Annotated in this window: 20 protein-coding genes; 12 read left to right on the top strand and 8 right to left on the bottom strand. The window is 73.1% G+C overall.

Annotated elements, in window-relative coordinates:
• Complete coding sequence (locus IE207_RS02395; protein WP_190182298.1) at positions 1-300, top strand: hypothetical protein; 300 nt, start codon at positions 1-3, stop codon at positions 298-300.
• On the opposite strand, the gene IE207_RS02400 is transcribed toward IE207_RS02395, so the two are convergent.
• From IE207_RS02400 to IE207_RS02415, 4 genes are all read right to left on the bottom strand, one after another.
• On the bottom strand, positions 288-806 hold the full coding sequence (locus IE207_RS02400) for a GNAT family N-acetyltransferase (RefSeq protein WP_190182299.1): 519 nt from the start codon (positions 804-806) through the stop codon (positions 288-290). The genes IE207_RS02395 and IE207_RS02400 overlap by 13 nt on opposite strands.
• A gap of 112 nt (positions 807-918) precedes the next feature.
• Positions 919-2,028 carry a prenyltransferase/squalene oxidase repeat-containing protein gene (locus IE207_RS02405; protein WP_190182300.1) on the bottom strand — a complete coding sequence of 370 codons (1,110 nt, stop codon included), beginning with the start codon at positions 2,026-2,028 and terminating at the stop codon, positions 919-921.
• The gene (locus IE207_RS02410; protein ID WP_190182301.1) at positions 2,025-2,759 is read right to left on the bottom strand and encodes a class I SAM-dependent methyltransferase; all 735 of its coding nucleotides are present in this window, start codon (positions 2,757-2,759) and stop codon (positions 2,025-2,027) included. The genes IE207_RS02405 and IE207_RS02410 overlap by 4 nt, the downstream gene beginning before the upstream one ends.
• Positions 2,760-2,813: 54 nt before the next feature.
• A complete protein-coding gene (locus IE207_RS02415; protein WP_373304655.1) occupies positions 2,814-4,124 on the bottom strand; it encodes a glycosyltransferase family 4 protein in 1,311 nt (436 codons plus the stop codon).
• Positions 4,125-4,351: 227 nt separating this feature from the next.
• Between IE207_RS02415 and IE207_RS02420 the strand changes: the two genes are divergently transcribed.
• The gene (locus IE207_RS02420) at positions 4,352-4,975 is read left to right on the top strand and encodes a TetR family transcriptional regulator (RefSeq protein ID WP_190182302.1); all 624 of its coding nucleotides are present in this window, start codon (positions 4,352-4,354) and stop codon (positions 4,973-4,975) included.
• Positions 4,976-5,235: 260 nt separating this feature from the next.
• Entirely contained in the window at positions 5,236-6,483 is a 1,248-nt protein-coding gene (locus IE207_RS02425) for an esterase/lipase family protein (protein ID WP_190182303.1), read from the top strand.
• Between the two features lie 205 nt (positions 6,484-6,688).
• On the opposite strand, the gene IE207_RS02430 is transcribed toward IE207_RS02425, so the two are convergent.
• Entirely contained in the window at positions 6,689-6,922 is a 234-nt protein-coding gene (locus tag IE207_RS02430; protein WP_190182753.1) for a ferredoxin, read from the bottom strand.
• Positions 6,922-8,394 carry an aldehyde dehydrogenase gene (locus IE207_RS02435; protein ID WP_190182304.1) on the bottom strand — a complete coding sequence of 491 codons (1,473 nt, stop codon included), beginning with the start codon at positions 8,392-8,394 and terminating at the stop codon, positions 6,922-6,924. The genes IE207_RS02430 and IE207_RS02435 overlap by 1 nt, the downstream gene beginning before the upstream one ends.
• 182 nt (positions 8,395-8,576) lie before the next feature.
• On the opposite strand from IE207_RS02435, the gene IE207_RS02440 reads away from it, so the two are divergent.
• From IE207_RS02440 to IE207_RS02470, 7 genes are all read left to right on the top strand, one after another.
• Positions 8,577-9,629, top strand: coding sequence for a Strvi_7410 family MBL fold metallo-hydrolase (locus IE207_RS02440; RefSeq protein ID WP_190182305.1), 1,053 nt, complete (start codon positions 8,577-8,579; stop codon positions 9,627-9,629).
• A gap of 392 nt (positions 9,630-10,021) precedes the next feature.
• Positions 10,022-11,260, top strand: coding sequence for an SCO2321 family membrane protein (locus IE207_RS02445; RefSeq protein ID WP_190182306.1), 1,239 nt, complete (start codon positions 10,022-10,024; stop codon positions 11,258-11,260).
• Positions 11,260-11,901, top strand: a complete 642-nt coding sequence (locus tag IE207_RS02450; RefSeq protein WP_190182307.1) for an SCO2322 family protein — start codon at positions 11,260-11,262, stop codon at positions 11,899-11,901. Before IE207_RS02445 ends, IE207_RS02450 begins: the two co-directional genes overlap by 1 nt.
• A 104-nt stretch (positions 11,902-12,005) precedes the next feature.
• Positions 12,006-13,130: an energy-coupling factor transporter transmembrane protein EcfT gene (locus IE207_RS02455; RefSeq protein ID WP_190182308.1), complete on the top strand. Its 1,125-nt coding sequence runs from the start codon at positions 12,006-12,008 to the stop codon at positions 13,128-13,130.
• Positions 13,127-14,899, top strand: coding sequence for an ABC transporter ATP-binding protein (locus IE207_RS02460; RefSeq protein ID WP_190182309.1), 1,773 nt, complete (start codon positions 13,127-13,129; stop codon positions 14,897-14,899). The genes IE207_RS02455 and IE207_RS02460 overlap by 4 nt, the downstream gene beginning before the upstream one ends.
• Positions 14,896-15,744 (top strand): ECF transporter S component, encoded by an 849-nt coding sequence (locus IE207_RS02465; protein ID WP_190182310.1) that lies wholly within the window; start codon positions 14,896-14,898, stop codon positions 15,742-15,744. Before IE207_RS02460 ends, IE207_RS02465 begins: the two co-directional genes overlap by 4 nt.
• A gap of 388 nt (positions 15,745-16,132) precedes the next feature.
• Positions 16,133-16,537, top strand: a complete 405-nt coding sequence (locus tag IE207_RS02470) for an aggregation-promoting factor C-terminal-like domain-containing protein (protein WP_465269819.1) — start codon at positions 16,133-16,135, stop codon at positions 16,535-16,537.
• 145 nt (positions 16,538-16,682) lie between these two features.
• On the opposite strand, the gene IE207_RS02475 is transcribed toward IE207_RS02470, so the two are convergent.
• Entirely contained in the window at positions 16,683-17,852 is a 1,170-nt protein-coding gene (locus IE207_RS02475) for a steroid 3-ketoacyl-CoA thiolase (protein WP_190182312.1), read from the bottom strand.
• A gap of 241 nt (positions 17,853-18,093) precedes the next feature.
• Between IE207_RS02475 and IE207_RS02480 the strand changes: the two genes are divergently transcribed.
• A complete protein-coding gene (locus tag IE207_RS02480) occupies positions 18,094-19,344 on the top strand; it encodes a cytochrome P450 (protein WP_190182313.1) in 1,251 nt (416 codons plus the stop codon).
• Between the two features lie 123 nt (positions 19,345-19,467).
• A complete protein-coding gene (locus IE207_RS02485) occupies positions 19,468-19,839 on the top strand; it encodes a DUF6193 family natural product biosynthesis protein (RefSeq protein WP_190182314.1) in 372 nt (123 codons plus the stop codon).
• Between the two features lie 209 nt (positions 19,840-20,048).
• Here the strand turns inward: IE207_RS02485 and IE207_RS02490 are convergent, their stop codons facing one another.
• A complete protein-coding gene (locus tag IE207_RS02490) occupies positions 20,049-22,091 on the bottom strand; it encodes a bifunctional glycosyltransferase 87/phosphatase PAP2 family protein (RefSeq protein ID WP_190182315.1) in 2,043 nt (680 codons plus the stop codon).
• Positions 22,092-22,181: the final 90 nt, after the last annotated feature.

The following is a 22,181-nucleotide window of genomic DNA, read 5'->3' on the forward strand; positions in this document are numbered from 1 at the left end:
ATGCGGACATACACCAGAGCACCTGCGCGAGGTAGCGGCCTGGGCCGGGCCGTGGCCGTCCTGGCAGACGTGCTGGCTTTCGTGATCGGCCTGTGGATCCTGCTCTACCTGCTGGACGCCAATCGGGGTAACGCGTTGGTCGACTTCGTCCACGACGCCGCGACCTGGCTCGCCGGCTGGTCGTACGACCTGTTCACCTTCGACCGCGAGTGGGTCCAGGTGGTGGTCGGCTACGGCCTGGCGGCGGTGGTCTACCTCTTCATCGGTCACCTCGTCTCGGGCTGGCTCTACCGCCGCTGATCCCGAGGCCCGCTCCCGGCCGCCGCCACCTCCGACGTGGCGGCCGCCGGCGTTCCGAGGCCCGTGTCGAACCACAGCTCCGGGCGCTCCCAGCCGATCCTCGGCGGTGTCGGGGGCACCACGCCCACCCGCCGCGCCCCCAGGCGCCGGTAGAACTCCTCCGCCGGAGGGTGCGCGACCACGCGCACGCCGGGCAGACCGGCGTCCCTGGCGCGTGCGGTCATGTGCCGCACCAGGAGCCGTCCGACGCCCGCGCCCTGGGCGTCGTCCGCCACGAACGCCAGGTCCAGTTCCGGGGGGTCCAGGACGAGGGAGTAGAAGCCGAGCACCTGCCCGTCCGGGCCGACGGCGGCGAACACCTCGTGCCGGGCGATGTAGTCGGCCGTGACCCGGTAGCCGGAGACGATCGAGGCGTACGCACCCGAGTAGGCCCGGGACCCCTGGACCAGTGCGGTGAGGCGCTCCGCGTCCCGGGCGGCGGCGCGCCTGATCGTCATGGGCTGCATGCGTCGAAGTATAGGGAGCCGGACGTATAGGGGCGCTTTTCACCGGCGGCCCTTACCCGGCTCCGGCGGCCCTTACCCGGCTCCAGCGGCCCTTACCCGGCCCCGGGGGCCCTTACCGGGCGGGGCTCTGGTCCTGCTCCCGGCCGCAGCAGTCCGGTTCGAGGCCCGCGGGCAGGGACAGACCGCCGAAGACCTCGCCCGTGGCCTCGTCGCCGCCGAGCGCGGCGACGGCCAGCAGCAGCGAGCCGGCCGTCCAGGTCGTCTGCTCGACCGGCCAGACCTCCTTGTCCTGGAAGACGTATCCCGTCCAGTACATGCCGTTCTCGGCGCGCAGGTGCCCGATCGAGCGCAGGATCTCCAGCGCCCGGTCCGACTCCCCGATCGCCCACAGCGCCAGCGCCAGCTCGCACGACTCGCCGCCCGTCACCCACGGGTTCGGCAGCACGCACCGCACACCCAGCCCCGGAACCACGAACTCGTCCCACCGCTCGTCGATGCGCGCCCTCGCCTGGGCGCCGGTGACCGCGCCGCCCAGCACCGGGTAGTACCAGTCCATCGAGTACCGCGACTTGTCGAGGAACCGCTCCGGGTGCCGCCGTATCGCGTGCCCCAGCGCGCCCGCCGCCAGCTCCCAGTCCGGCTGCGGGTCCCCGCGGTGGTCGGCGATGGCCAGCGCGCACCGCAGCGCCTGGTGGATGGAGGAGGACCCGGTCAGCAGCGCGTCGCCGACGGGCGTACCGTCCGCCTCCCGCTTCCAGCCGATCTCGCCGCCCGGCTGCTGGAGGGCGAGCACGAACTCCACGGCCGAGTACACCGCCGGCCACATCCGGTCCAGGAACGGGTCGTCGCCCGTCGCGAGGTAGTGGTGCCAGACCCCGACCGCTATGTACGCGACGAAGTTGCTCTCGCGGCTCGCGTCCTGCGGCTCGGCGGTGTCCACGCCGTCCGGCCGGTCGGCGTAGGCCGCGTACCAGGAGCCGTCCTCGTTCTGGTGCCGCGCCAGCCACTCGTACGCCCGCTCCGCGGCCTGGTGCTCCCCCGCCGCGTCGAGCGCCATCGCGGCCTCGGTGTGGTCCCACGGGTCCAGGTGATGGCCGCGGAACCAGGGGATCGCCCCGTCGGCGCGCTGCGCCGCGAGGATCCCGGCCACCGTGCCCGCCGCCTGCTCGGCGGTCAGCACGCCGTCCAGGACCAGGTGTTCGGTGCGTCCGGGAGTGCTCACTTCGCCGCGCCGAGGGGGAGGTGCGGCTTGGTCGCGTACGCCACGAAGCTCTTGCCGATGACCGGGTTGAGGGCCTGCTCGGCGAGCCGCGTCGCCAGCGGCTTCTTCATGATGTCCCAGACCAGGAGCTTGTGGTACGCCTTCACCGGCAGCGCCTTGTCGTTGTCGACGCCGAACGCGCACTTGAGCCACCAGTACGGGGAGTGCAGGCCGTGCGCGTGGTGCGTGCCGTACGGCTTGAGGCCCGCCGCCTCCATCTTCCCGAGCAGTTCGTCGGCCTTGTAGATGCGGATGTGGCCGCCCTCGACCTCGTGGTAGGCGTCGGAGAGCGCCCAGCAGATCTTCTCGGGGCCGTAGCGCGGCACGGTGATCGCGATGCGGCCGCCGGGCTTGAGCACGCGCACCATCTCGGCGAGGACGCCCTTGTCGTCGGGGATGTGCTCCATCACCTCGGAGATGATGACGACGTCGAAGGACTCGTCGGGGAAGGGCAGGGCGAGCGCGTCGCCCTCCATGGCGGTGGCGGTGGCGCCCGCGGGCGCCTCCCCGGCCTCCTTCATCGCGGCGAACCACTTGGCGACTTCGCGGATCTCCTCGCCGTTGCGGTCCACGGCGACCACCTGGGCGCCGCGCCGGTAGCACTCGAAGGCGTGCCGGCCTGCGCCGCAGCCCAGGTCGAGCACGCGGTCGCCGGCGGCGAGCGGGAACCGGGAGAAATCGACGGTCAGCACGGGGTCCTGCCTTCGCGGGTCGCGGGGGTGTACGGGGGGTGGAGCGGAACGGTGTCAGCGCGAGCGGCGGGTACGGGCCTGCTCGATGGCGGCCCGGTAGTGGACCACGGTCCCCTCGGCGGCCTTCGCCCAGGTGAACCGGGCCAGGACTCTCTCACGTCCGGCGGCGCCGAGACGGGCGCGCAGCCGCTCGTCACCCAGCAGCCGGCCCAGCGCGGCGGCCAGGGCGCCCGCGTCGCCGGGGGGCACCGCCAGGCAGGTCTCCCCGTCGGGCCCGGCGACCTCCGGGATCGCACCGCCGGTGGTGGCGACGAGCGGGGTACCGGTGGCCATGGCCTCGGCGGCCGGCAGCGAGAAGCCCTCGTAGAGGGAGGGCACGCAGGCGACCTGCGCACTGCGCACCAGGTCGACGAGCTCGGCGTCGGTGATGCCCTTCACGAACCGCACCGCGTCCTGGAGCCCGTACGTCTCGATGGCGCGGGCGACCGGCCCCTTCTCGGCGCGCTTGCCGACGACGACCAGGTGGGCGTCGGGCCGTTCGGTGCGCAGCTTGGCCAGGGCCTCCACGAGGTGCACGAGCCCCTTGAGCGGCACGTCGGCGCTGGAGGTCGTCACGATCCGCCCGGGCACCTGCGCCACGGAGGCGTCGGGCGACCACAGGTCGGTGTCGGCGCCGATGTGGACGACGTGGATGCGTTCGTCGCGCACGCCGAGGTGCTCGGCGATCTCCTGCCGGGAGGAGCCGGAGACGGTCAGCACGGACGGCAGGCGGCGGGCCACGCGGCCCTGCATGCGGGTGAAGGCGTACCAACGGCGGACGGAGAGGCGCTTCTTGCGGTCCTTGGCGGCGGCCAGGTCCAGCTTCCGGTCCACGGTGATCGGGTGGTGGATCGTGGTGACGAGCGGAGCGCCCAGCTCGCCCAACAGGCCGTAGCCGAGGGTCTGGTTGTCGTGGATGACGTCGAAGTCCCCGGCGCGCGCGGCGAGATGCCGGCGGGCCCGCAGGGAGAACGTCAACGGCTCGGGGAAGCCACCGGTCCACATGGTGGCGACCTCAAGGGCGTCGATCCAGTCCCGGTACTCGTCGCGGCCCGGGGTGCGGAACGGGTCGGGGCTGCGGTAGAGGTCCAGGCTCGGCAGCTCGGTGAGGGTGGCGCCGGTGTCGAGGACCGGGTAGGGCTGTGCGCCGATCACTTCGACCGAATGGCCCAGCCGTACGAGCTCGCGCGAAAGGTGCCGGACGTAGACGCCCTGGCCACCGCAGAACGGGTTCCCCTTGTAGGTGAGGAGTGCGATGCGCAACGGGCGGTCGCCGTCGGCGACGGAACCCGCGAAAGGGCTCGCCACCATGGCCTCTGCGGTCACTCTCGACCCCCTTCTCCCTGCACTTTCGCCGGAGCGTAACGGCTCGCATAATGTAGAACAAGTTTCAGACTTGATCCGTCGAAGCATTGAATCTACCGGCCGGAAACCACACCGTAAGAGGCGGAGCAGGTGATTCACGCCACGGCTCCGGCGGCTGACATGCCGACGGGCGAACCCGGCGCGCGCAGCCCCCGCCAAACGACACGGAACGCCTTGGAACAGGACAGATGACAGTGGAAGCGAAGGCCGTGACCACACCGGCGTCCCCGCCCCTGACGGAGCGCCAGGAGGCGCGTCGGCGGCGGATCCTGCACGCCAGCGCGCAGCTGGCCGGCCGGGGCGGGTTCGACGCGGTCCAGATGCGCGAGGTCGCGGAGGCGGCGGGCGTGGCGCTGGGCACCCTGTACCGGTACTTCCCCTCCAAGGTCCACCTGCTGGTGGCCACCATGCAGGACCAGCTCCAGCACATGCACACGACGCTGCGCAAACGGCCCCCGGCGGCCGAGGACCCGGCGGCCCGCGTCGCGGAGACCCTCATGCGCGCCTTCCGGGCCCTCCAGCGGGAGCCGCACCTGGCGGACGCGATGGTCCGCGCCCTGACGTTCGCGGACCGCAGCGTGAGCCCGGAGGTGGACACGGTCTCGCGGCTGACGACGGCGATCATCCTGGACGCGATGGGCCTGGAGTCCGCCCCGACGGCGGAACAGCTCTCGGCGGTCCGGGTGATCGAGCACACCTGGCACTCGGCGCTGATCACCTGGCTCTCGGGCCGCGCCTCGATCGCCCAGGTCAAGATCGACATCGAGACGGTCTGCCGCCTGATCGACCTGACGGCGCCGGAAAGGGCCTGAACGAGTCATCGGGGGCCGCGGCGGGGGCTGGTCGTCCATCGAGGCGACCACGGGGAACACCAGTCGGGATCCACGGCGCTCGATTCGTAATTGCGTTCGCATGATCACCCACACGAATGTCCGTATCGACGTCTTTGCAGTCATCCTGGGCCCGGCCGCCCCGTCCGCTCCCCTCCCTCCGCGATCGCAGCACTGGATGTTCGGCTACTTTCCGTGCTCAGATAGGCACGCTCTGTAACCGTCCGCGAAGGGACCCGTCCATGAGTGAGCCGCAGGCCACCGAGCAGCAGATCCGAGAGGCCCTCGCCTCCTCGCCCATCCTCCTGACGCCCGGGCCCGAGGAGCCCACCACCCAGATCCCACCGGTCACGAACGACGTATGGGACCTTCCGGGCGGCACCGCCTGGGTCTACTACGCCGAGGGCAGCGACCGGCTGACCAAGCCCGTGATCGCCGCCGACGGCTTCAACATGGGATCGAGCAGCATCGACATGCTGTGGCAGGGCCTGGACTGGGGGGAGTACGCCTTCTTCAGCGAGCTGCGCCGCCGCGGCCACGATGTCATCGTCCTCGGCTTCCACGAGCGCAGCGCCGCCATCCAGCAGAACGCGGACGCCGCGATCGAAGCGATCGTGCGCGCCGGCAACGAGCGTCAGGGCAACCACCGGCTCGCCGTCGGCGGCTTCAGCATGGGCGGCCTCGTCACCCGCTACGCCCTCACCAAGATGGAGGACCAACGGATCGACCACCAGACCGGCCTCTACTGGTCGTACGACACTCCGCACCGCGGCGCCTGGATCCCCCTCGGCCTCCAGGCGTTCGCGCACTACTCGCGGAAGCTCAACGACGCCTTCTCCCGCCAGATCAACAGCCCGGCCGCCCGACAGCTGCTGGCCTGGCACATCGCGGAGTGGGACGGCAAGCCCGGCGCGGACGAGATGCGCGAACAGTTCCTCGCCGAGCTGAACCGGATGGGCAACTGGCCCGCGGTCCCGGTCAAGATCGGCGTCGCCAACGGCGTGGCAACCGGTCAGGGCAACGGCATCAAGCCCGGCGACCACGCGGTCGAGGGCAAGGGCCTGAGCATCCTGGGCACCCACCTCTACGCCCAGCGCGGCGGCGACAACCAGATCGTCGCGACTCTGCGGCTGGTAACCCCGCCGCCGGCCAAGGAGGTGCCGACCGACGACCTGCCCGAGATCGACGGGGCCCCCGGCGGCACCCTGGAGGGCTTCGGCATCCTGGCCGACAAGCTCAACGAGCAGTCGCCCATCCTCGGACTCAAGACCAGCGCCCACATCCGCCACCACTCGTTCGTTCCCTCGGTCAGCGCCGTCGCCATCCGCGACGTGACCACCGACGCCGACCTGTACGCGAACATCGACGGCCTCAACCCGGAGACGAGCGAACTCGACCACTTCAGGCTGGCCTCGCAGAACGAGCCGCACACCCTGATGACCACGGAGCTCGGCGGCTGGATCGTCGAGCAGATCGCGAACCAGGGCTAGGAACGCGCTGGTCGCAGCCGCTCGTTGAGGGCTGCGACCAGCGCACCCGCCGCGTCGCGGACGGACGGCAGGTTCGTCGTACCGGCTACGCCCAGCCCCAGACGGGGGGGCCACGGGGCCGACTCCGAGGAGAACACCCCCCAGGCGCTGTTCAAGGCACTCACCGCGCAGGGGCAGCAGGCCCCTTGAACCAGCCCGGCGGTTCCTACTCCTCCGGCGGGAAGACCGCTTCGCCCGTGGTCAGGAGGGTGATGGTGATGGCTTCCACCGGGCAGCCCTCGGCCGCCGTCAGGAGCGGCTCGTTCGCGTCCGTCTCCGGCTCGCGGGGGTGGGACTGGCGTGCCGAGTCCAGGGTGAAGCCCGCCGGAGCGTGGTTGACGCACATGCCCGATCCGATGCAGACCCCGCGGTCGACCTCCACCTGCCAGCGGTCGCCCATCACGCACCGGCCCCGGGTGCCTGGTACCCGGCCGGCAGGTGGATCATCTTGTGCTCCAGGTACTCGCTCAGCCCCTCGGGCCCGAACTCCCGCCCCACGCCGCTGTTCTTGTAGCCGCCGAACGGCCCCAGCATGTCCAGGCTGAAGGTGTTCACGTTGAAGGTGCCGGTGCGGACGGCGCGGGCGAAGTCGAGGCCGTGTTCCACGTCGGCGGTCCAGACGCTGCCGCTGAGGCCGAACTCCGAGTCGTTGGCGACCCGTACCGCCTCGGCCTCGTCCCCGTACGGGATCAGGCACACCACCGGCCCGAAGATCTCCTCCTGGGCGATCCGCATCGAGTTGTCGACGTTGCCGAAGAGGGTGGGCTCGACGTACCAGCCCCGCTCCAGGCCCGACGGGCGGCCGCCACCCGTGAGGATCTTGGCGCCTTCCTCCTGCCCGATCCGGATGTAGTCCAGCGAGCGCCGCTGCTGCCGCTTCGCCACCAGCGGCCCCAGCTGCGTCGCCGGGTCCAGCGGGTCTCCGACGACCAGCGCGCCCGCCGCTGCCGCGAGGGCCTCGGCCACCTCCCCGTAGCGGCTGCGCGGCGCGAGGATGCGGGTCTGGGCCACGCAGGCCTGCCCGTTGTTCATCCAGGCAGCCGGGACGATCCCGGCGATGGCGGACTCCAGGTCGGCATCGGGGAGGATCACGGCGGCGGACTTGCCGCCGAGTTCGAGGGTGACCCGGGTCAGGTTGCGCGCGGCGACCTCCATGACGCGCCTGCCGGCCGCCACCGACCCGGTGAAGGCGACCTTGTCGACGCCGGGGTGGCCGACGAGGTACTCGCTGACCTCCCGGTCGGCGGGCAGGATCGACAGCACGCCTTCGGGCAGGCCGGCCTCCCGCGCGATGTCCGCCAGGATGTAGGAGTCGAGCGGCGACTCCGGCGAGGGCTTGAGGATCACCGCGGACCCGGTGAGCAGCGCGGGCGCGAGCTTGGCCGCGGCCACGAACTGCGGGACGTTCCACGGGATGACGGCGGCGACGACCCCCACCGGTTCGCGCCGCACCAGGATCGGCCCGAGGGCGCCTCGGCGGTGTTCCTCGTACGGATAGTCGCGGGCGACGGTGATCGCGGCGTCGTAGACCATCATCGGACCGAGCGCCTGGGCGAGGACGCTCCAGGAGTACGGGGACCCGTTCTGGGAGCTGATCGAGCGGGCGATCTCCTCGTGCCGTACGGCGATGGCGTCCTTGATCCGGGAGACGACGGCGATCCGCTCGTCCAGGGTCATCCGGGGCCAGGGCCCTTCGTCGAAGGCCCTGCGGGCGGCGGCGACGGCGCGGTCCACGTCCGCCGCGCTCGCGTGCGGGACGCTGCCGATGACCTGCTCGGTGTGGGGCGAGACGACGCAAATGGTGGCGTCGCCCAGCGGATCCGTCCACTGCCCGCCGATGAACAGCTGTCCGTGTTCCACGAGCTCGGTCATGGCAAGGCCTCCTGCGGCTACCAGCGGGCTGGGCGTCCCAGAACTGATACCAGTTCTAGTTGCAGGAGTCCACGGCGCCGGCACGACCGCCACGGGGGCGCGTCCGACGACTAGTCAGAACACCCGCCCGGATGGTGGACTGGGGCGACCAATGCAACACGTTCTCGTTCCAGGGAGCCCGCATGACACCCCTCGCCCCACCTCAGGTCACCGACCACGGCGGGGGCGTGTGGAGCATCAAGGTCCCCATCCCCGACAACCCGCTCGGGCACACCCTCGTCCACCTCCTGGACACCGGCCGCGGACCTGTCCTGATCGACACGGGCTGGGACGATCCGCAGTCCTGGGACACCCTCGTGGCCGGGCTCGCCGCGCTCGGCATCGCCGCCGCCGATGTCCACGGCGTGGTGATCACCCACCACCACCCCGACCACCACGGCCTGTCGGGGCGGGTCCGGGAGGTGTCGGGCGCCTGGATCGCCATGCACGCCGCCGACACCGAGGTCGTCGTACGGACCCGCTCCCGCGAACCCGGTGTCTGGTTCGACTACATGAGCGAGAAGCTGGCCACCGCCGGCGCCCCCGAGGAACACATCGCCCCGCTGCGGGCGGCCCGGGCGAGCGGCCGGATGCGGACCCTGCCCGGGCTGCGGGCCGCCGTCCCGGACCGGGAGATCGTCCCCGGCGAGCTGCTGCCGCTCGCCGGGCGGGCGCTGCGTGCGATCTGGACCCCCGGCCACACACCCGGCCACGTCTGCCTGCACCTGGAGGAGGCCCACCCGGGCAACCTCCCCGGCAACGGCCGCCTCTTCTCCGGGGACCACCTCCTGCCCGGGATCTCCCCGCACATCGGGCTCTACGAGGATCCCGAGGACGAGCGGGTCACCGATCCGCTCGGGGACTACCTCGACTCCCTCGAACGCGTCGGCCGCCTGCGCCCGGCGGAGGTGCTCCCCGCCCACCAGCACCCGTTCACCGACGCCCCGGCCCGGGTGCGGGAGCTGCTGACCCACCACGAGGAGCGGCTGGCCGGATTGTGGGAGCTGCTGGCGGAGCCGCTGACCCCGTGGGGGCTGGCCGAGCGGATGGAGTGGAACCGGCCCTGGGGGCAGATCCCGTACGGGTCGAGGCACATCGCGGTCTCCGAGGCGGAAGCGCACCTGCGCTGGCTCGTGAAGCAGGGCCGGGCGGAAGCGGTGCCGGACACGGACCCCGTGACGTACCGGGCGGTGTGACGCGGCGGACCCGGGCGGCGTGAGCGACGCACCCGGGCCTGTGTGACGCGACGCACCCGGGCAAGCGGGAGGTGTGGACCCGGCACCGTGTAAGGGGCGCTACCGAGTTGTGCCCCCGGCAGGCGGCCCCCGAGGGGCCGGACCCGGACCGGTACAGTAAGGCCGTCGTCCACACTCCGTACGGGGGCAAGCCGGTGCGAATCCGGCGCTGACCCGCAACCGTGACCCGCATCCGGCGCCGCCGGGGCGGGGAGCCGGGATGCCCCGTCGGGAGTGCGCGGCTCGTGCCGCCGGGTCCCCGGCGGACGGCACCGTCGAGGTATGCGGAGCCGGAGCCCGGTACCGCGTGTGCCTGCCTCCGCTCCCCCAGCACGAGAGGCACCCGCCCCGCCATGAACGTCCGTCGCAGCGCAGCCGCGCTCGCCGCCTCCGCCGTGCTCTGCCTGGGCGCCGCCCCCGCCGCCCTCGCCGCTCCCTCCCCCTCCCCGGCGCCGGTGATCCCCTCCGGCCTGTTCGGCCAGGCCGACCCGACCTACGACGGTGTCTGGCGCCAGTCGTTCGCGCTGCTCGCCCAGCACACGGTCGGTCTGCGGCCCGCCCCGCAGGCCGTCGCCTGGCTCAGCGGCCAGCAGTGCGCCGACGGTGGTTTCGCCTCTTTCCGCGCGGACGCGACGAAGGCGTGCGACCCGGCGACGCCGCTCGACACGAACGCCACCGCGGTGGCCGTGCAGGCCCTCAAGGCACTGGGCGGCCACGCCGCGGAGGTCAAGAAGGGCGTGGACTGGCTCAAGTCCGTCCAGAACGAGGACGGCGGCTGGGCGTACGTCCCGGGCTCCCCGAGCGAGGCCAGTTCCACTTCCGTCGTCATCAGCGCGCTGGCCGTGGCGGGCGAGAAGCCGGGCGACGTCAAGTCGAAGGCGGGCAAGTCCGCGTACGACGGCCTGCTCTCCTTCCGGCTGGGCTGCGACGCCGAACCGGCCTCCGACCGGGGCGCCTTCGGATACCAGCCGACCGACGGCAAGCTCCCCGCCAACGCCGACGCGACGGCCGCCGCGACCCTGGCCGGCCTCGGCAAGGGCGCGGTCGTAGCCCCGGCCGCCGGTGACACGCCCGCGACCGCCCCGGCCTGCCCGGCGGACGGAGCCGACCCCGCGGCCGCCGCCCAGGGAGCGGCCGGGTACCTGGCCGAAGCCCTCAAGAAGGACGGCCACCTGACGGCCGCCACCCCCGGCGCCGACCAGCCGATGCCCGACACCGGCAACACCGCCGACGCCGTCATCGCCCTGGCCGCGGCCGGCCACAAGCAGTCGGCGGCGGGAGCGCTGGAGTGGCTCAAGGCCAACTCGGCGCAGTGGGCCAAGGGCAACCCGGCGGCCCTGGGCACCCTCGTCCTCACCGCGCACGCGACGGGCACCGACCCGCGCGCCTTCGGCGGCACCGACCTCGTCGCGGCGCTGAACGCGACGGGCCCGGCCCCGCAGACCCCGGCGACGGGCGGCATGTCCAAGGACGCGGACAAGGCCGACGAGGGCGGCAACGGCAACCTCGGCTGGATCATCGGCGCGGGCGCCGCGGCCGGCGTCGGCATCGGCTTCCTGCTGAGCGGCCGCCGCAAGAAGAACCAGGTCTGATGCGCAGGCTGCCCGCTCTCGCCGTCGCCTTCGGCGTCCTCCTCACCCTGCTCGCCGCGTCCCCGGCGCTGGCGTCCAGCTACCGCTACTGGTCTTTCTGGGACGGCGGCGCGAAGGGCCCCTGGGCGTACGCAACGCAGGGCACGGCGGCCCGCCCGGCGGACGGGACCGTCGAGGGATTCCGCTTCGCGGTGAGCAAGGACGCCGGGGACCGGGCGTCCCGGCCGCGTACGGACGCCGACTTCGCGGCGGTCTGCGCGGGCACCCCGGCGGTGGACGGCAAGAAGCGGGTGGCCCTGGTCATCGACTTCGGCGTCCCCGAGGACTCGCCCTCGGGCGAGACGCCGCCGCAGGCCGGGCCGCGCACCGCCTGCGCGCAGGTGGCCCCGGACGCCACGACGGCCGAGGCGCTGGCCTCGGTGGCGAAGCCGCTGCGCTACAACAGCGCGGCGCTGCTGTGCGCGATCTCCGGCTACCCGGCGCAGGGTTGTGGCGAGCCGCTCGCCGAGGGTGCGCACGAGGAGCCGAAGGCCGCCCCGGGCGGGGACGGCGGTCCTTCCGCGGGACTGCTCGCGGGCATCGCGGCGGTGGCCGCCCTCGCGGCGGCCGCCGTCTGGCAGTCCCGCCGCCGCTCCCGATGACGCCGCTCGCGCGGGGCCCGCGCACGGTCACCACGCACGCAGCCGCACCCGGCCACCAGGCCCCGGCCGGGGGCGGTCCCGGCGGGGCCGGTGAGGGCTCGCGCGTGCCGGCGTACGACAAAAGGGGTCTGCGCGGGGCTCCCGAGGCGCGTCGGGGCAACGCCCTGCACGCGGGGGCCTGGTGGGTGTGGGCGCTCGGGCTCGCCACCGGCGCCTCGCGCACCACCAACCCGCTCCTCCTGGGCCTGATCGTCGCCGTCGCCGGTTACGTCGTCGCCGTCCGCCGCACCGCCGCGCCCTGGGCGCGTTCCTACGGCGCGTTCCTGCGGCTCGGTCTCGTCGTCATCGGCCTGCGCCTGGTCTTCTCCACCCTCCTCGGCTCGCCCGTCCCCGGCGCGCACACCCTCGTGACCCTGCCCGAGGTCGCCCTGCCCGCATGGGCGCAGGGGATCCGCCTCGGCGGCCGCGTCAGCGCCGAGCAGCTGGTCTTCGCCTTCTACGACGGGGCGAAGCTGGCCGCCCTGCTGGTGTGCGTCGGCGCCGCGAACGCGCTCGCGAACCCGGCGCGGCTGCTCAAGTCGCTGCCCGCCGCCCTGTACGAGGCGGGCGTGGCCGTGGTCGTCGCGATGACCTTCGCGCCGAACATGGTGGCCGACGTGGCACGCCTGCGCACCGCCCGGCGGCTGCGCGGGCGCCCCACGGGCGGGGTGAAGGCCGTCCTGCAGATCGGCCTTCCGGTACTGGAGGGCGCCCTGGAGCGCTCGGTGGCGGTGGCCGCCTCCATGGACGCGCGGGGCTACGGCCGCACCGCGCAGGTTCCGGCCGCCGTGCGCCGCACCACGAGCGCCCTCACCCTCGGCGGGCTCCTCGGCATGTGCGCCGGTACGTACGGGCTGCTCGCGGCGCAGGGCGCCGTGTTCGGCCTGCCCGTCCTCCTGCTGGGCCTGGCCCTGGCCCTGGCCGGGCTGCGCCTGGGCGGCCGGCGCAGCCTCCGCACCCGGTACCGGCCCGACCGGTGGGGCGGCCGGGCCTGGCTGGTCGCCGGGTCGGGGGCGGCGGTGGCGGCCCTGCTCGCCTATGCCGCGGTGACTGACCCGGAGGGCCTGCGCCCGGGCGTGGTGCCGCTGGTCGCGCCGGCGCTGCCGCTGTGGCCCGCTGCGGCGATCCTCATCGGCCTGCTCCCCGCCCTCGTGGCACCCGTACCGCCGAAGGAGGCGTCGTCGCTGTGATCCGGTTCGAGCAGGTTTCGGTGACCTACGAGGGCGCCCGTGCGCCCGCGCTTCGGGACGCGGACTTCACCGTGCCGGAGGGCGAGCTGACGTTGCTGGTCGGCCCGTCGGGGGTCGGCAAGTCGACGCTGCTGGGGGCCGTCTCCGGGCTGGTCCCGCACTTCACGGGCGGCCGGCTGCGGGGCCGGGTCACCGTGGCGGGCCGGGACACGCGCACGCACCGGCCGCGGGAGCTCGCGGACGTGGTGGGCACGGTCGGGCAGGACCCGTCGGCCCACTTCGTGACGGACGTGGTGGAGGACGAGCTGGCCTACGGGATGGAGTCCCTGGGGCTGCCACCTGCGGTGATGCGGCGCCGGGTGGAGGAGACGCTGGACCTGCTGGGCCTGAACGAGCTGCGGGACCGCCCGTTGGCCACCCTGTCGGGCGGTCAGCGGCAGCGGGTCGCGATCGGGTCGGTGCTGACCCCGCACCCGCGCGTCCTGGTGCTGGACGAACCGACGTCGGCGCTGGACCCGGGGGCGGCGGAGGAGGTGCTGGCGGTCCTGCAACGCCTGGTGCACGACCTCGGCACGACGGTGCTGATGGCGGAGCACCGCCTGGAGCGGGTGGTGCAGTACGCCGACCGCGTGCTGCTGCTGGCCGCCCCGGGCGCGGCCCCCGTCCTCGGCAGCCCGGCCGAGATCATGGCGGTTTCCCCGGTCCACCCCCCGGTCGTCTCCCTCGGCCGCCTCGCCGGCTGGTCCCCCCTCCCCCTCTCCGTCCGCAACGCCCGCCGCCTCTCCCCCACCCTCCTCACCCGCCTCCCACCCACCCCGCCGGCCACCTGCCCCACCCCAGCCCCACCGGCGTTCGAGGCGCGGGGCGCGGGGCGGAGCCCCGCACAGCCCGGCGCAGCCGGGGCCGCTCGCGCAACGGCGCCGCACCGGACCTTCTGGTCCCGCCTCCGCCGCACGCCGGCCCCTGCCACGACCCCGGCCACGGACCCCGCGCCGCTCCCGGCCCAGGTCACCCACCTGACCCTCCGCCGCGCCCGCGCGGAGATCCTCCGCGACATCACCCTCACCGTCACGGCCGGCGAAACCGTCGCCCTCATGGGCCGCAACGGCGCCGGCAAGTCCACCCTCCTCGCCACCCTCGCCGGCACCCTCGCCCCCACCACCGGCAAGGTGCTCGTCGGCGGCCGCACCCCCCACCGGACGCCGCCCCCGGAGATGATCCGCCGCGTGGCGCTCGTCCCGCAGGACCCCCGCGACCTCCTCTACGCCGACACCGTCGCCGCCGAATGCGCCGCCGCCGACGCCGACGCGGGCGCCGCCCCCGGCACCTGCCGCGCCCTCGTCACCTCCCTCCTCCCCGGCGTCCCCGACGACACCCACCCCCGGGACCTGTCCGAGGGCCAGCGCCTGGTCCTCGCCCTCGCCCTGGTCCTGACCGGCGGACCGGCCCTCGTGCTGCTCGACGAGCCGACCCGCGGCCTCGACTACGCCGCCAAGGCCCGCCTGGTCGAGATCCTGCGCGCCCTGGCCGCCGACGGCCACGCCATCGTCCTGGCCACCCATGACGTGGAGCTCGCCGCCGAGCTGGCCCACCGCGTGGTGATCCTGGCCGGCGGGGAGGTCGTCGCGGACGGCCCGACCGCCGAGGTGGTCGTCTCCTCCCCCGCCTTCGCCCCGCAGGTGGCCAAGGTCCTGGCGCCGGCCCACTGGCTCACGGTCTCCCAGGTCGCCTCGGCCCTGTCCCCGCACCCGGAGGACCACCCCGCATGACCCGCGCCCCCGCCACCGCCCCCGCCCCCGTTCCCGCCCGCGCCCCCGCCCGCCCCCTCCGCCTCGGCCCCCGCGCCGCCGCCGCGCTGATCCTCGTCACCCTCATCGGCATCGCCGCCTTCGGCTGGCCCCTGCTCGCCGACGGCCGCTCCGGCCTGTCCCACTCCCAGGACGCCCCCTGGCTCTTCGCGGCGCTCCTGCCGCTCCTCGTGGCGGTGGTCGTCGCCTCGATCGCCGACCAGGGGATGGACTCCAAGGCCGTCGCCATGCTGGGCGTGCTGGCCGCGGTGGGCGCCGCCCTCAGACCGCTGGGCGCCGGTACGGCCGGCCTGGAGCCGATGTTCTTCCTGATGGTGCTCAGCGGCCGCGTCCTGGGTCCCGCCTTCGGTTTCGTCCTCGGCTCCGTGACGATGTTCGCGTCCGCGCTGCTCACGGGGGGTGTGGGGCCGTGGATGCCGTTCCAGATGCTGGCGCTGGGCTGGTTCTCGCTGGGCGCCGGGCTGCTGCCGGGACCCGGCCGGATCCGGGGGCGGGCCGAGCTGTGGATGCTCGCCGCCTACGGGTTCGTGGGGTCGTTCGCGTACGGCACGGCCATGAACCTCCAGGGCTGGGTGCTGCTCCAGGGCATGGGCCAGGGCATCTCCTTCCATCCGGGCGACCCGGTGCCCGCGAACCTCGCGCGTTTCCTCGCGTACTGCCTCGCCACCTCGGTCGGCTGGGATCTCGGCCGGGCCGCCCTGACCGTCGTACTGACCCTCGCGCTCGGCACGACCCTTCTGAAAGCGCTCCGCCGGGCGACGCGGAAAGCGGCGTTTGATGTCCCGATTTGCTTCGATATGCGTTGAAAGTGGCCCCAGCCACACCCTATTTCGTTGCACACTCCGTCACACAGCGTGAGATCCGGGCCCTTCCGGGGTGAGGCGGCCCACAGGACCCACGTCACATACGGCACTCTTTAGTAGCCTCCCAGGCCCCCTTCACACCCCCGGAAAACCCCCCTTGACCTGCGCGAACCCCTACCCGCACCCTCCCCGGTCCCTGGGCGCCCGCTATGAAAGTGCCTAGTAACAGGGGTCGTTGCCAGGGCCGCCCGGACCTGTCTAACTAGTGATGTCGCTACGGCGGCAGGGGTCTTCACCCCCCGCCCGACGAACCTCTCTCCTTTGCGTGAGTGGCTCACGCATGTCTTCGGCATGCGGCGACCGCCCTTGTTCCCTTCGGAAGGTTTCCTCCGTGTCCAACGCCGTCATCCGCCGCATCGCCGCCTCGAAGAAGACCCTCGCGGGCTCCGTCCTCGCCCTGGGCGTCGCCGGCTCCATGCTCGCCACGGTTCCCGCCCAGGCGGCACCGATGGACGCCAAGGCCATCGCGCGCCAGATGATCAAGGACCCGGCGCAGTTCGCGGCCTTCAACCAGATCGTTTCCCGCGAGAGTGGCTGGAACCACACCGCCACGAACGCCTCTTCCGGCGCGTACGGCCTGGTCCAGGCCCTGCCGGCCTCGAAGATGGCTTCCGCGGGCTCCGACTGGAAGACCAACCCGGCCACCCAGATCAAGTGGGGCCTGGACTACATGAACTCCCGCTACGGCAGCCCCGTAGGCGCCTGGAACTTCTGGCAGTCGCACCACTGGTACTAAGCCACCAGTGGCAGCAGACGCCGCACGACGCACCTGAGCGCGCGTGCGAAGGCCCCGGTGGCCGGCCTCCCCAGGCCGGCCACCGGGGCCTTCGGCTTTCCCCATCCCAGTGGGTCCGGTGGCCGCGCGGCACCGCGGCCCGCGCTCACAGCCGCTGGATGATGGTCCCGGTCGCCAGCGCGCCACCCGCGCACATCGTGATCAGCGCGAACTCCTTGTCCCGCCGTTCCAGCTCGTGGAGCGCCGTGGTGATCAGCCGGGCGCCCGTGGCGCCGACGGGGTGGCCGATCGCGATGCCGCCCCCGTTGACGTTGACCTTCTCCAGGTCCTGGTCGAAGACCTGCGCCCAGCTGAGGACGACCGAGGCGAACGCCTCGTTGATCTCGACGAGGTCGATGTCCCTCAGGGACATCCCGGCCTTGCCGAGAACGGCCCGGGTCGCGTCGATCGGCCCGTCCAGGTGGTAGTGCGGGTCCGCGCCGACCAGCGTCTGGGCGACGATCCTGGCCCGCGGCTTGAGCTTGAGGGCGCGGGCCATCTTCCGTGAGGCCCACATCACGGCCGCGGCGCCGTCGGATATCTGCGAGGAGTTCCCGGCCGTGTGCACGGCGGTCGGCATGACGGGCTTGAGCCGGGCCAGCGCCTCCATGGAGGTGTCCCGCAGCCCCTCGTCCCGGTCGACCAGCCGCCACATGCCCTGGCCGGCCGCCTGCTCCGCCTCCGTGGTCGGCACCTGCACGGCGAAGGTCTCGCGCTTGAAGCGTTCCTCGGCCCAGGCGGCCGCGGCCCGCTCCTGCGACAGCAGGCCGAGCCGGTCGACGTCCTCGCGGGTCAGGCCCCGGCGGCGGGCGATCCGCTCGGCGGCCTCGAACTGGTTGGGGAGGTCGACGTTCCACTCGTCCGGGAAGGGCTTGCCGGGGCCGTGCTTGGAGCCCGAGCCGAGCGGGACGCGGCTCATGGCCTCGACGCCGCAGGCGATGCCGATGTCCATGACCCCGCCGGAGATCATGTTGGCGACCATGTGGTTGGCCTGCTGCGAGCTGCCGCACTGGCAGTCGACGGTGGTGGCGGCGGTCTCGTAGGGCAGGCCCATGGCCAGCCAGGCGTTGCGGGCCGGGTTCATCGACTGCTCGCCGGCGTGGGTGACGGTGCCGCCGACGATCTGTTCGACGCAGTCGGGCCGGATCGCGGTCCGGGCGAGCAGTTCGCGGTAGGTCTCGCCGAGCAGGTAGGCGGGGTGGAGGTTGGCGAGCGAGCCGCCGCGCTTTCCGATGGGGGTGCGTACGGCTTCGACGATGACGGGTTCCGCGGCCATGAGCTCGTCCTCTCCTGCACGGTGCCGGCGCGGCGGGCCGTCCCGGCGCCCCGCCTGAACTAGTACGCGTTCTACTTCTCTCCGCAGTCTTATGACCCGGAGGGCCGCCACGCAAGGGTCTTGCACGCGGCTTACACGGATTCCACACTCAACAGTTGACGCCGCGACCCTTGTCACTTCTAGAACTCGTTACTACCTTCGAGCCATCTTCTGATGGGCCGTCAGACCTTGGAGTCGCCCGATGTCGTGTCCCGCGCTGCCCGAAGGCTTCGACGCCACCGACCCCGACCTCCTCCACTCCCGCGTCCCCCTGCCGGAGTTCGCGCAGCTGCGGCGGACGGCCCCCGTGTGGTGGTGCGCGCAGCGGCGGGGCGTGACCGGCTTCGACGACGAGGGGTACTGGGCCGTCACCCGGCACGCGGACGTCAAGTACGTCTCCACGCACCCGGAGCTGTTCTCCTCGACCCTCAACACGGCGATCATCCGCTTCAACGAGCACATCCGGCGTGATGCCATTGATGCCCAGCGCCTCATCATGCTGAACATGGACCCGCCGGAACACACGCGCGTGCGCCAGATCGTCCAGCGCGGTTTCACCCCCCGCGCGATCCGCGGCCTGGAGCAGGCGCTGCGCGACCGGGCGCGGAAGATCGTGGAGGAGGCGGCGTCCGTCTCCGCCGACGGCAGCTTCGACTTCGTCACCCAAGTCGCCTGCGAACTGCCCTTGCAGGCCATCGCCGAGCTGATCGGCGTGCCGCAGGAGGACCGCTCGCGCATCTTCGACTGGTCGAACAAGATGATCGCCTACGACGACCCGGAGTACGCGATCACCGAGGAGGTCGGCGCCAACGCGGCGATGGAACTCATCGGTTACGCGATGAACCTGTCCGCCGCGCGCAAGGAGTGCCCGGCCAAGGACATCGTGACGCAGCTGGTGGCCGCCGAGGGCCAGGGCAACCTGGGCTCCGACGAGTTCGGTTTCTTCGTGCTGCTGCTGGCGGTCGCGGGCAACGAGACCACCCGCAACGCCATCAGCCACGGCATGCACGCCTTCCTCACCCACCCCGAGCAGTGGGAGCTGTACAAGGCGGGGCGCCCGTCGACGACGGCGGAGGAGATCGTCCGCTGGGCCACGCCGGTGGTGTCCTTCCAGCGCACCGCCACCCAGGACACCGAACTCGGCGGACAGAAGATCAAGGCGGGCGACCGGGTGGGCCTGTTCTACTCCTCGGCCAACCACGACCCGGAGGTGTTCGAGGGCCCGGACGTCTTCGACATCACCCGCGACCCCAACCCCCACCTGGGGTTCGGCGGCGGCGGGCCGCACTTCTGCCTCGGCAAGTCCCTGGCCGTCATGGAGATCGACCTGATCTTCAACGCGCTCGCCGATTCCCTGCCGGACCTGCGCCTCGCCACGGACGGCCCGCGGCGGCTGCGCGCGGCCTGGCTCAACGGGATCAAGGAGCTCCGGGTCAGCCACGGCCGCGGCTGACCCGTGATCCAGGGCGGCAGGGGCCGTTCCCGCCCACGCCCCGGCCCCTGCCGTCCGCTGGTCTACCGGTTCGTGACCTGCGAAACCGTTGTCCTGGCGACGTCGGGGCAGCACACTTCGCGGATGAACCTTCAGGAGGAACGCGGGACCGCCGACGCGGTGGAAGCCCGCTGGCGGCGCATGCCCTTGACGTGGCGGCTGGTGCGGGACCGGGCCGAGTCCAAGACGCTGAGCCAGGGCGTCCTGGCGCTGCTCGCGGCGGCCTCCGCGGAACCGCGGCTGCGCCGGCTGTACCCGTTCACCAAGCAGTGGACCCTGTGGTTCAGCTCCCGTACCAGCCCGCCGTTCAACGTCGACGTACCGGCTGCCGAACCACTGCCCGACGGCCGGTTCCGGGTGCGCGGGCCGCGTGCGGAGGTTCTCGGCGAGACGGACACCGCCGAGGCGGCGATCGCGCTCGTGGTGGCGCGGCTGCCCGCGGAGGGGCAGCCGTAGGGGCGTGCGGGCGGCGTCCCGGGTGGCGGGGGGCGGTGCCGCGGCCCCATCCTGGACGGACGCGGCGATCCACCGAAGGGGTGCCGGGGCGGGCTCGGTGCCGCGCTCCGGCACCCCTTCCGCGCACGCCCGGTGCAGCCCGCGTACCCCCGCGTACGGACGGTACAGGCCGCGTACGGACCGTATGGGCCGCGTACGCCCGCGTGCGGTCAGGCGCTGGTGCGCTCCCCCGACGGGCTGGCGCTGCCCACCCGCTCCGGCGTGCGCGGGCGCGGCATGCTGAGGCTGACGTCGGCCCGTGCGAGCGCGCCGCGCGGCCCCGAGAGCACGTAGACCAGCCCGAACCCGGCGGTGACGACGAGGGCGCCGCCGACCGCGTCGAGCACCCAGTGGTTGGCGGTGGCGACGATCGCGCACACCGTGATCAGCGGGTGCAGCGCCCCCAGCAGCTTCTGCCAGGTCCTGGGCGCCAGCACGACGATGACGACCCCGCACCACAGCGACCAGCCGAAGTGCAGCGAGGGCATCGCGGCGTACTGGTTGGAGATGGCGGTCATGGCCCCGTACTGGGGGTGCGCCAGGTCCTGCACCCCGTGCACCGTGTCGACGAACCCGAGGTCGGGCATAAGGCGCGGCGGCGCGAGCGGGAACAGCCAGAAACCGACGAGCGCGAGGACGGTGGCCAGGCCCAGCGAGGCCCGCGCCCAGCGGTAGTCGCCGGGGCGGCGCCAGTACAAGGCGGCCAGGATGGTCAGCGGGACCACGAAGTGGAAGGAGGTGTAGTAGAAGTTGAAGAACGCCTTCACCGGGGGCGCACCCACCACCGCGTGGTTCACGGCGTGCTCGATGTCGATGCCGAGCGCCTTCTCCATGCCGTGGATGAGCCTGCCGTTGCTCTCGGCGAGGGTGCGGCTGGTGGGTGCGGCGGCCCGGATGTGCGAGTAGAGCGAGTAACCCACCCGTATCAGCAGCAGCTCCAGCAACAGGTTGGGGCGCGACAGCACGCGCCGCCAGAACGGCATCAGCGGCACGCGTGACCAGCGGGCGGCCGCCGGCCGGCCGTAGGCCGTCGGTACGGGCTCGCGCCAGTACGGGGACGACCGGGGCAGGAACGGTACGGCGCAGGCCGCCGCCAGCGCCGTCAGGAGCAGCACGTTGTCGCGTACGGGGGCCAGAACGGCCAGGTTCGGCAGCAGCACGTCCGCGGACAGGGTCATGGCCAGGACCACGGCCACCGGCCACACGGTGCGGTCGGCGGCGCGCTTGCCGACCTTGCCGGCGACCGCGAGCAGGACCCACAGCAGCTGGTGGCGCCAGCCGGCCGGGGACACGGCGACGGCCACGCAGCCGGTGATCGCGGCGGCGAGCAGCACCTGCCCGTCGCGGGCGTAGCGGGCCGCGCGGCGCATGCCGGTCCAGACGACCGCGGCGGCGAGGGCGACGTAGAGGACGATCTCGCCGGGCCCGCTCAGGCCGAGCCGCAGCAGGGCGCCGTGCAGGGACTGGTTGGCGAGGCTGTCGGGGGCTCCGCCGAGGCCGGTGCCCGCCACGTCCTGCACCCAGTACGTCCAAGAGTCGCGCGGCAGCGACGCCCAGGACAGCGCGGTGGCGCCGGCGAAGGTCACGGCGGCGGCCCTGGCCCCGGCGCGGCGCCCGGTCAGCCACAGCAGCGGCGCGAAGAGCAGCAGCCCGGGCTGCAGCGCGGCGGCGAGGCCGACGAGGAACCCGGCCGGCCGCTCGGCGGGCACCCGGAACACGGCGAGCAGCACCAGCAGGACCGGCAGGACGGCGGTCTGCCCGGGCGAGGCGGCCTCGCGGACGGGCAGCGAGACCATCATCAGCGCGACCAGCACGGGCGCGGCCAGCAACGCGGTGCGGCGCGGCACGGGATCGGGCAGCGCCCGGGCGGCCACCAGTCCGATCGCGGCGACGAAGAGGAGGGTGACGCAGGTCCACGCCACCTCCAGCGAGGGCGCGGCGAACCCGACGAACGGCTTGAGGACCAGCCCGGCGAAGGGCGTGCCGGTGAACTGGCCGGAACCGCTGTCGTAGAGCGAGCCGGGCAGGGCGCCGGGGAGGTGGAAGGCGCTGAGCCACTGCCCCGGTGGGACGCGCAGCACGACGGCGGCCTGTCTGACGGCGAGTACCGCCGCCAGCGCCCACAGCAGGAGGCGCGCCGCCCCGAGCCTTCCGCCATCGCCTATGACCCCGGCATGTCCGGGTCCACCCCTGTGCTCCGCCGCGTTAGCCACGCCTCGCCGGCCTCCCGCCCTGTTGACCGCAACCTTGACTTCGCCTGGCTGCCGCGCTTCATGCACCACTTGATTACCTGGGGAGGACGA

The organism is Streptomyces cirratus, from assembly GCF_014650775.1.
GTDB lineage: Bacteria > Actinomycetota > Actinomycetes > Streptomycetales > Streptomycetaceae > Streptomyces > Streptomyces cirratus.

Coding starts and splice junctions, on each gene's coding strand:
- IE207_RS02435 (WP_190182304.1), bottom strand. CDS start 8,394: ATGACCGAGCTCGTGGAACACGGACAGCTGTTCATCGGCGGGCAGTGG.
- IE207_RS02440 (WP_190182305.1), top strand. CDS start 8,577: ATGACACCCCTCGCCCCACCTCAGGTCACCGACCACGGCGGGGGCGTG.
- IE207_RS02420 (WP_190182302.1), top strand. CDS start 4,352: ATGACAGTGGAAGCGAAGGCCGTGACCACACCGGCGTCCCCGCCCCTG.
- IE207_RS02485 (WP_190182314.1), top strand. CDS start 19,468: ATGAACCTTCAGGAGGAACGCGGGACCGCCGACGCGGTGGAAGCCCGC.
- IE207_RS02425 (WP_190182303.1), top strand. CDS start 5,236: ATGAGTGAGCCGCAGGCCACCGAGCAGCAGATCCGAGAGGCCCTCGCC.
- IE207_RS02480 (WP_190182313.1), top strand. CDS start 18,094: ATGTCGTGTCCCGCGCTGCCCGAAGGCTTCGACGCCACCGACCCCGAC.
- IE207_RS02465 (WP_190182310.1), top strand. CDS start 14,896: ATGACCCGCGCCCCCGCCACCGCCCCCGCCCCCGTTCCCGCCCGCGCC.
- IE207_RS02430 (WP_190182753.1), bottom strand. CDS start 6,922: ATGGGCGACCGCTGGCAGGTGGAGGTCGACCGCGGGGTCTGCATCGGA.
- IE207_RS02450 (WP_190182307.1), top strand. CDS start 11,260: ATGCGCAGGCTGCCCGCTCTCGCCGTCGCCTTCGGCGTCCTCCTCACC.
- IE207_RS02400 (WP_190182299.1), bottom strand. CDS start 806: ATGCAGCCCATGACGATCAGGCGCGCCGCCGCCCGGGACGCGGAGCGC.
- IE207_RS02445 (WP_190182306.1), top strand. CDS start 10,022: ATGAACGTCCGTCGCAGCGCAGCCGCGCTCGCCGCCTCCGCCGTGCTC.
- IE207_RS02475 (WP_190182312.1), bottom strand. CDS start 17,852: ATGGCCGCGGAACCCGTCATCGTCGAAGCCGTACGCACCCCCATCGGA.
- IE207_RS02395 (WP_190182298.1), top strand. CDS start 1: ATGCGGACATACACCAGAGCACCTGCGCGAGGTAGCGGCCTGGGCCGG.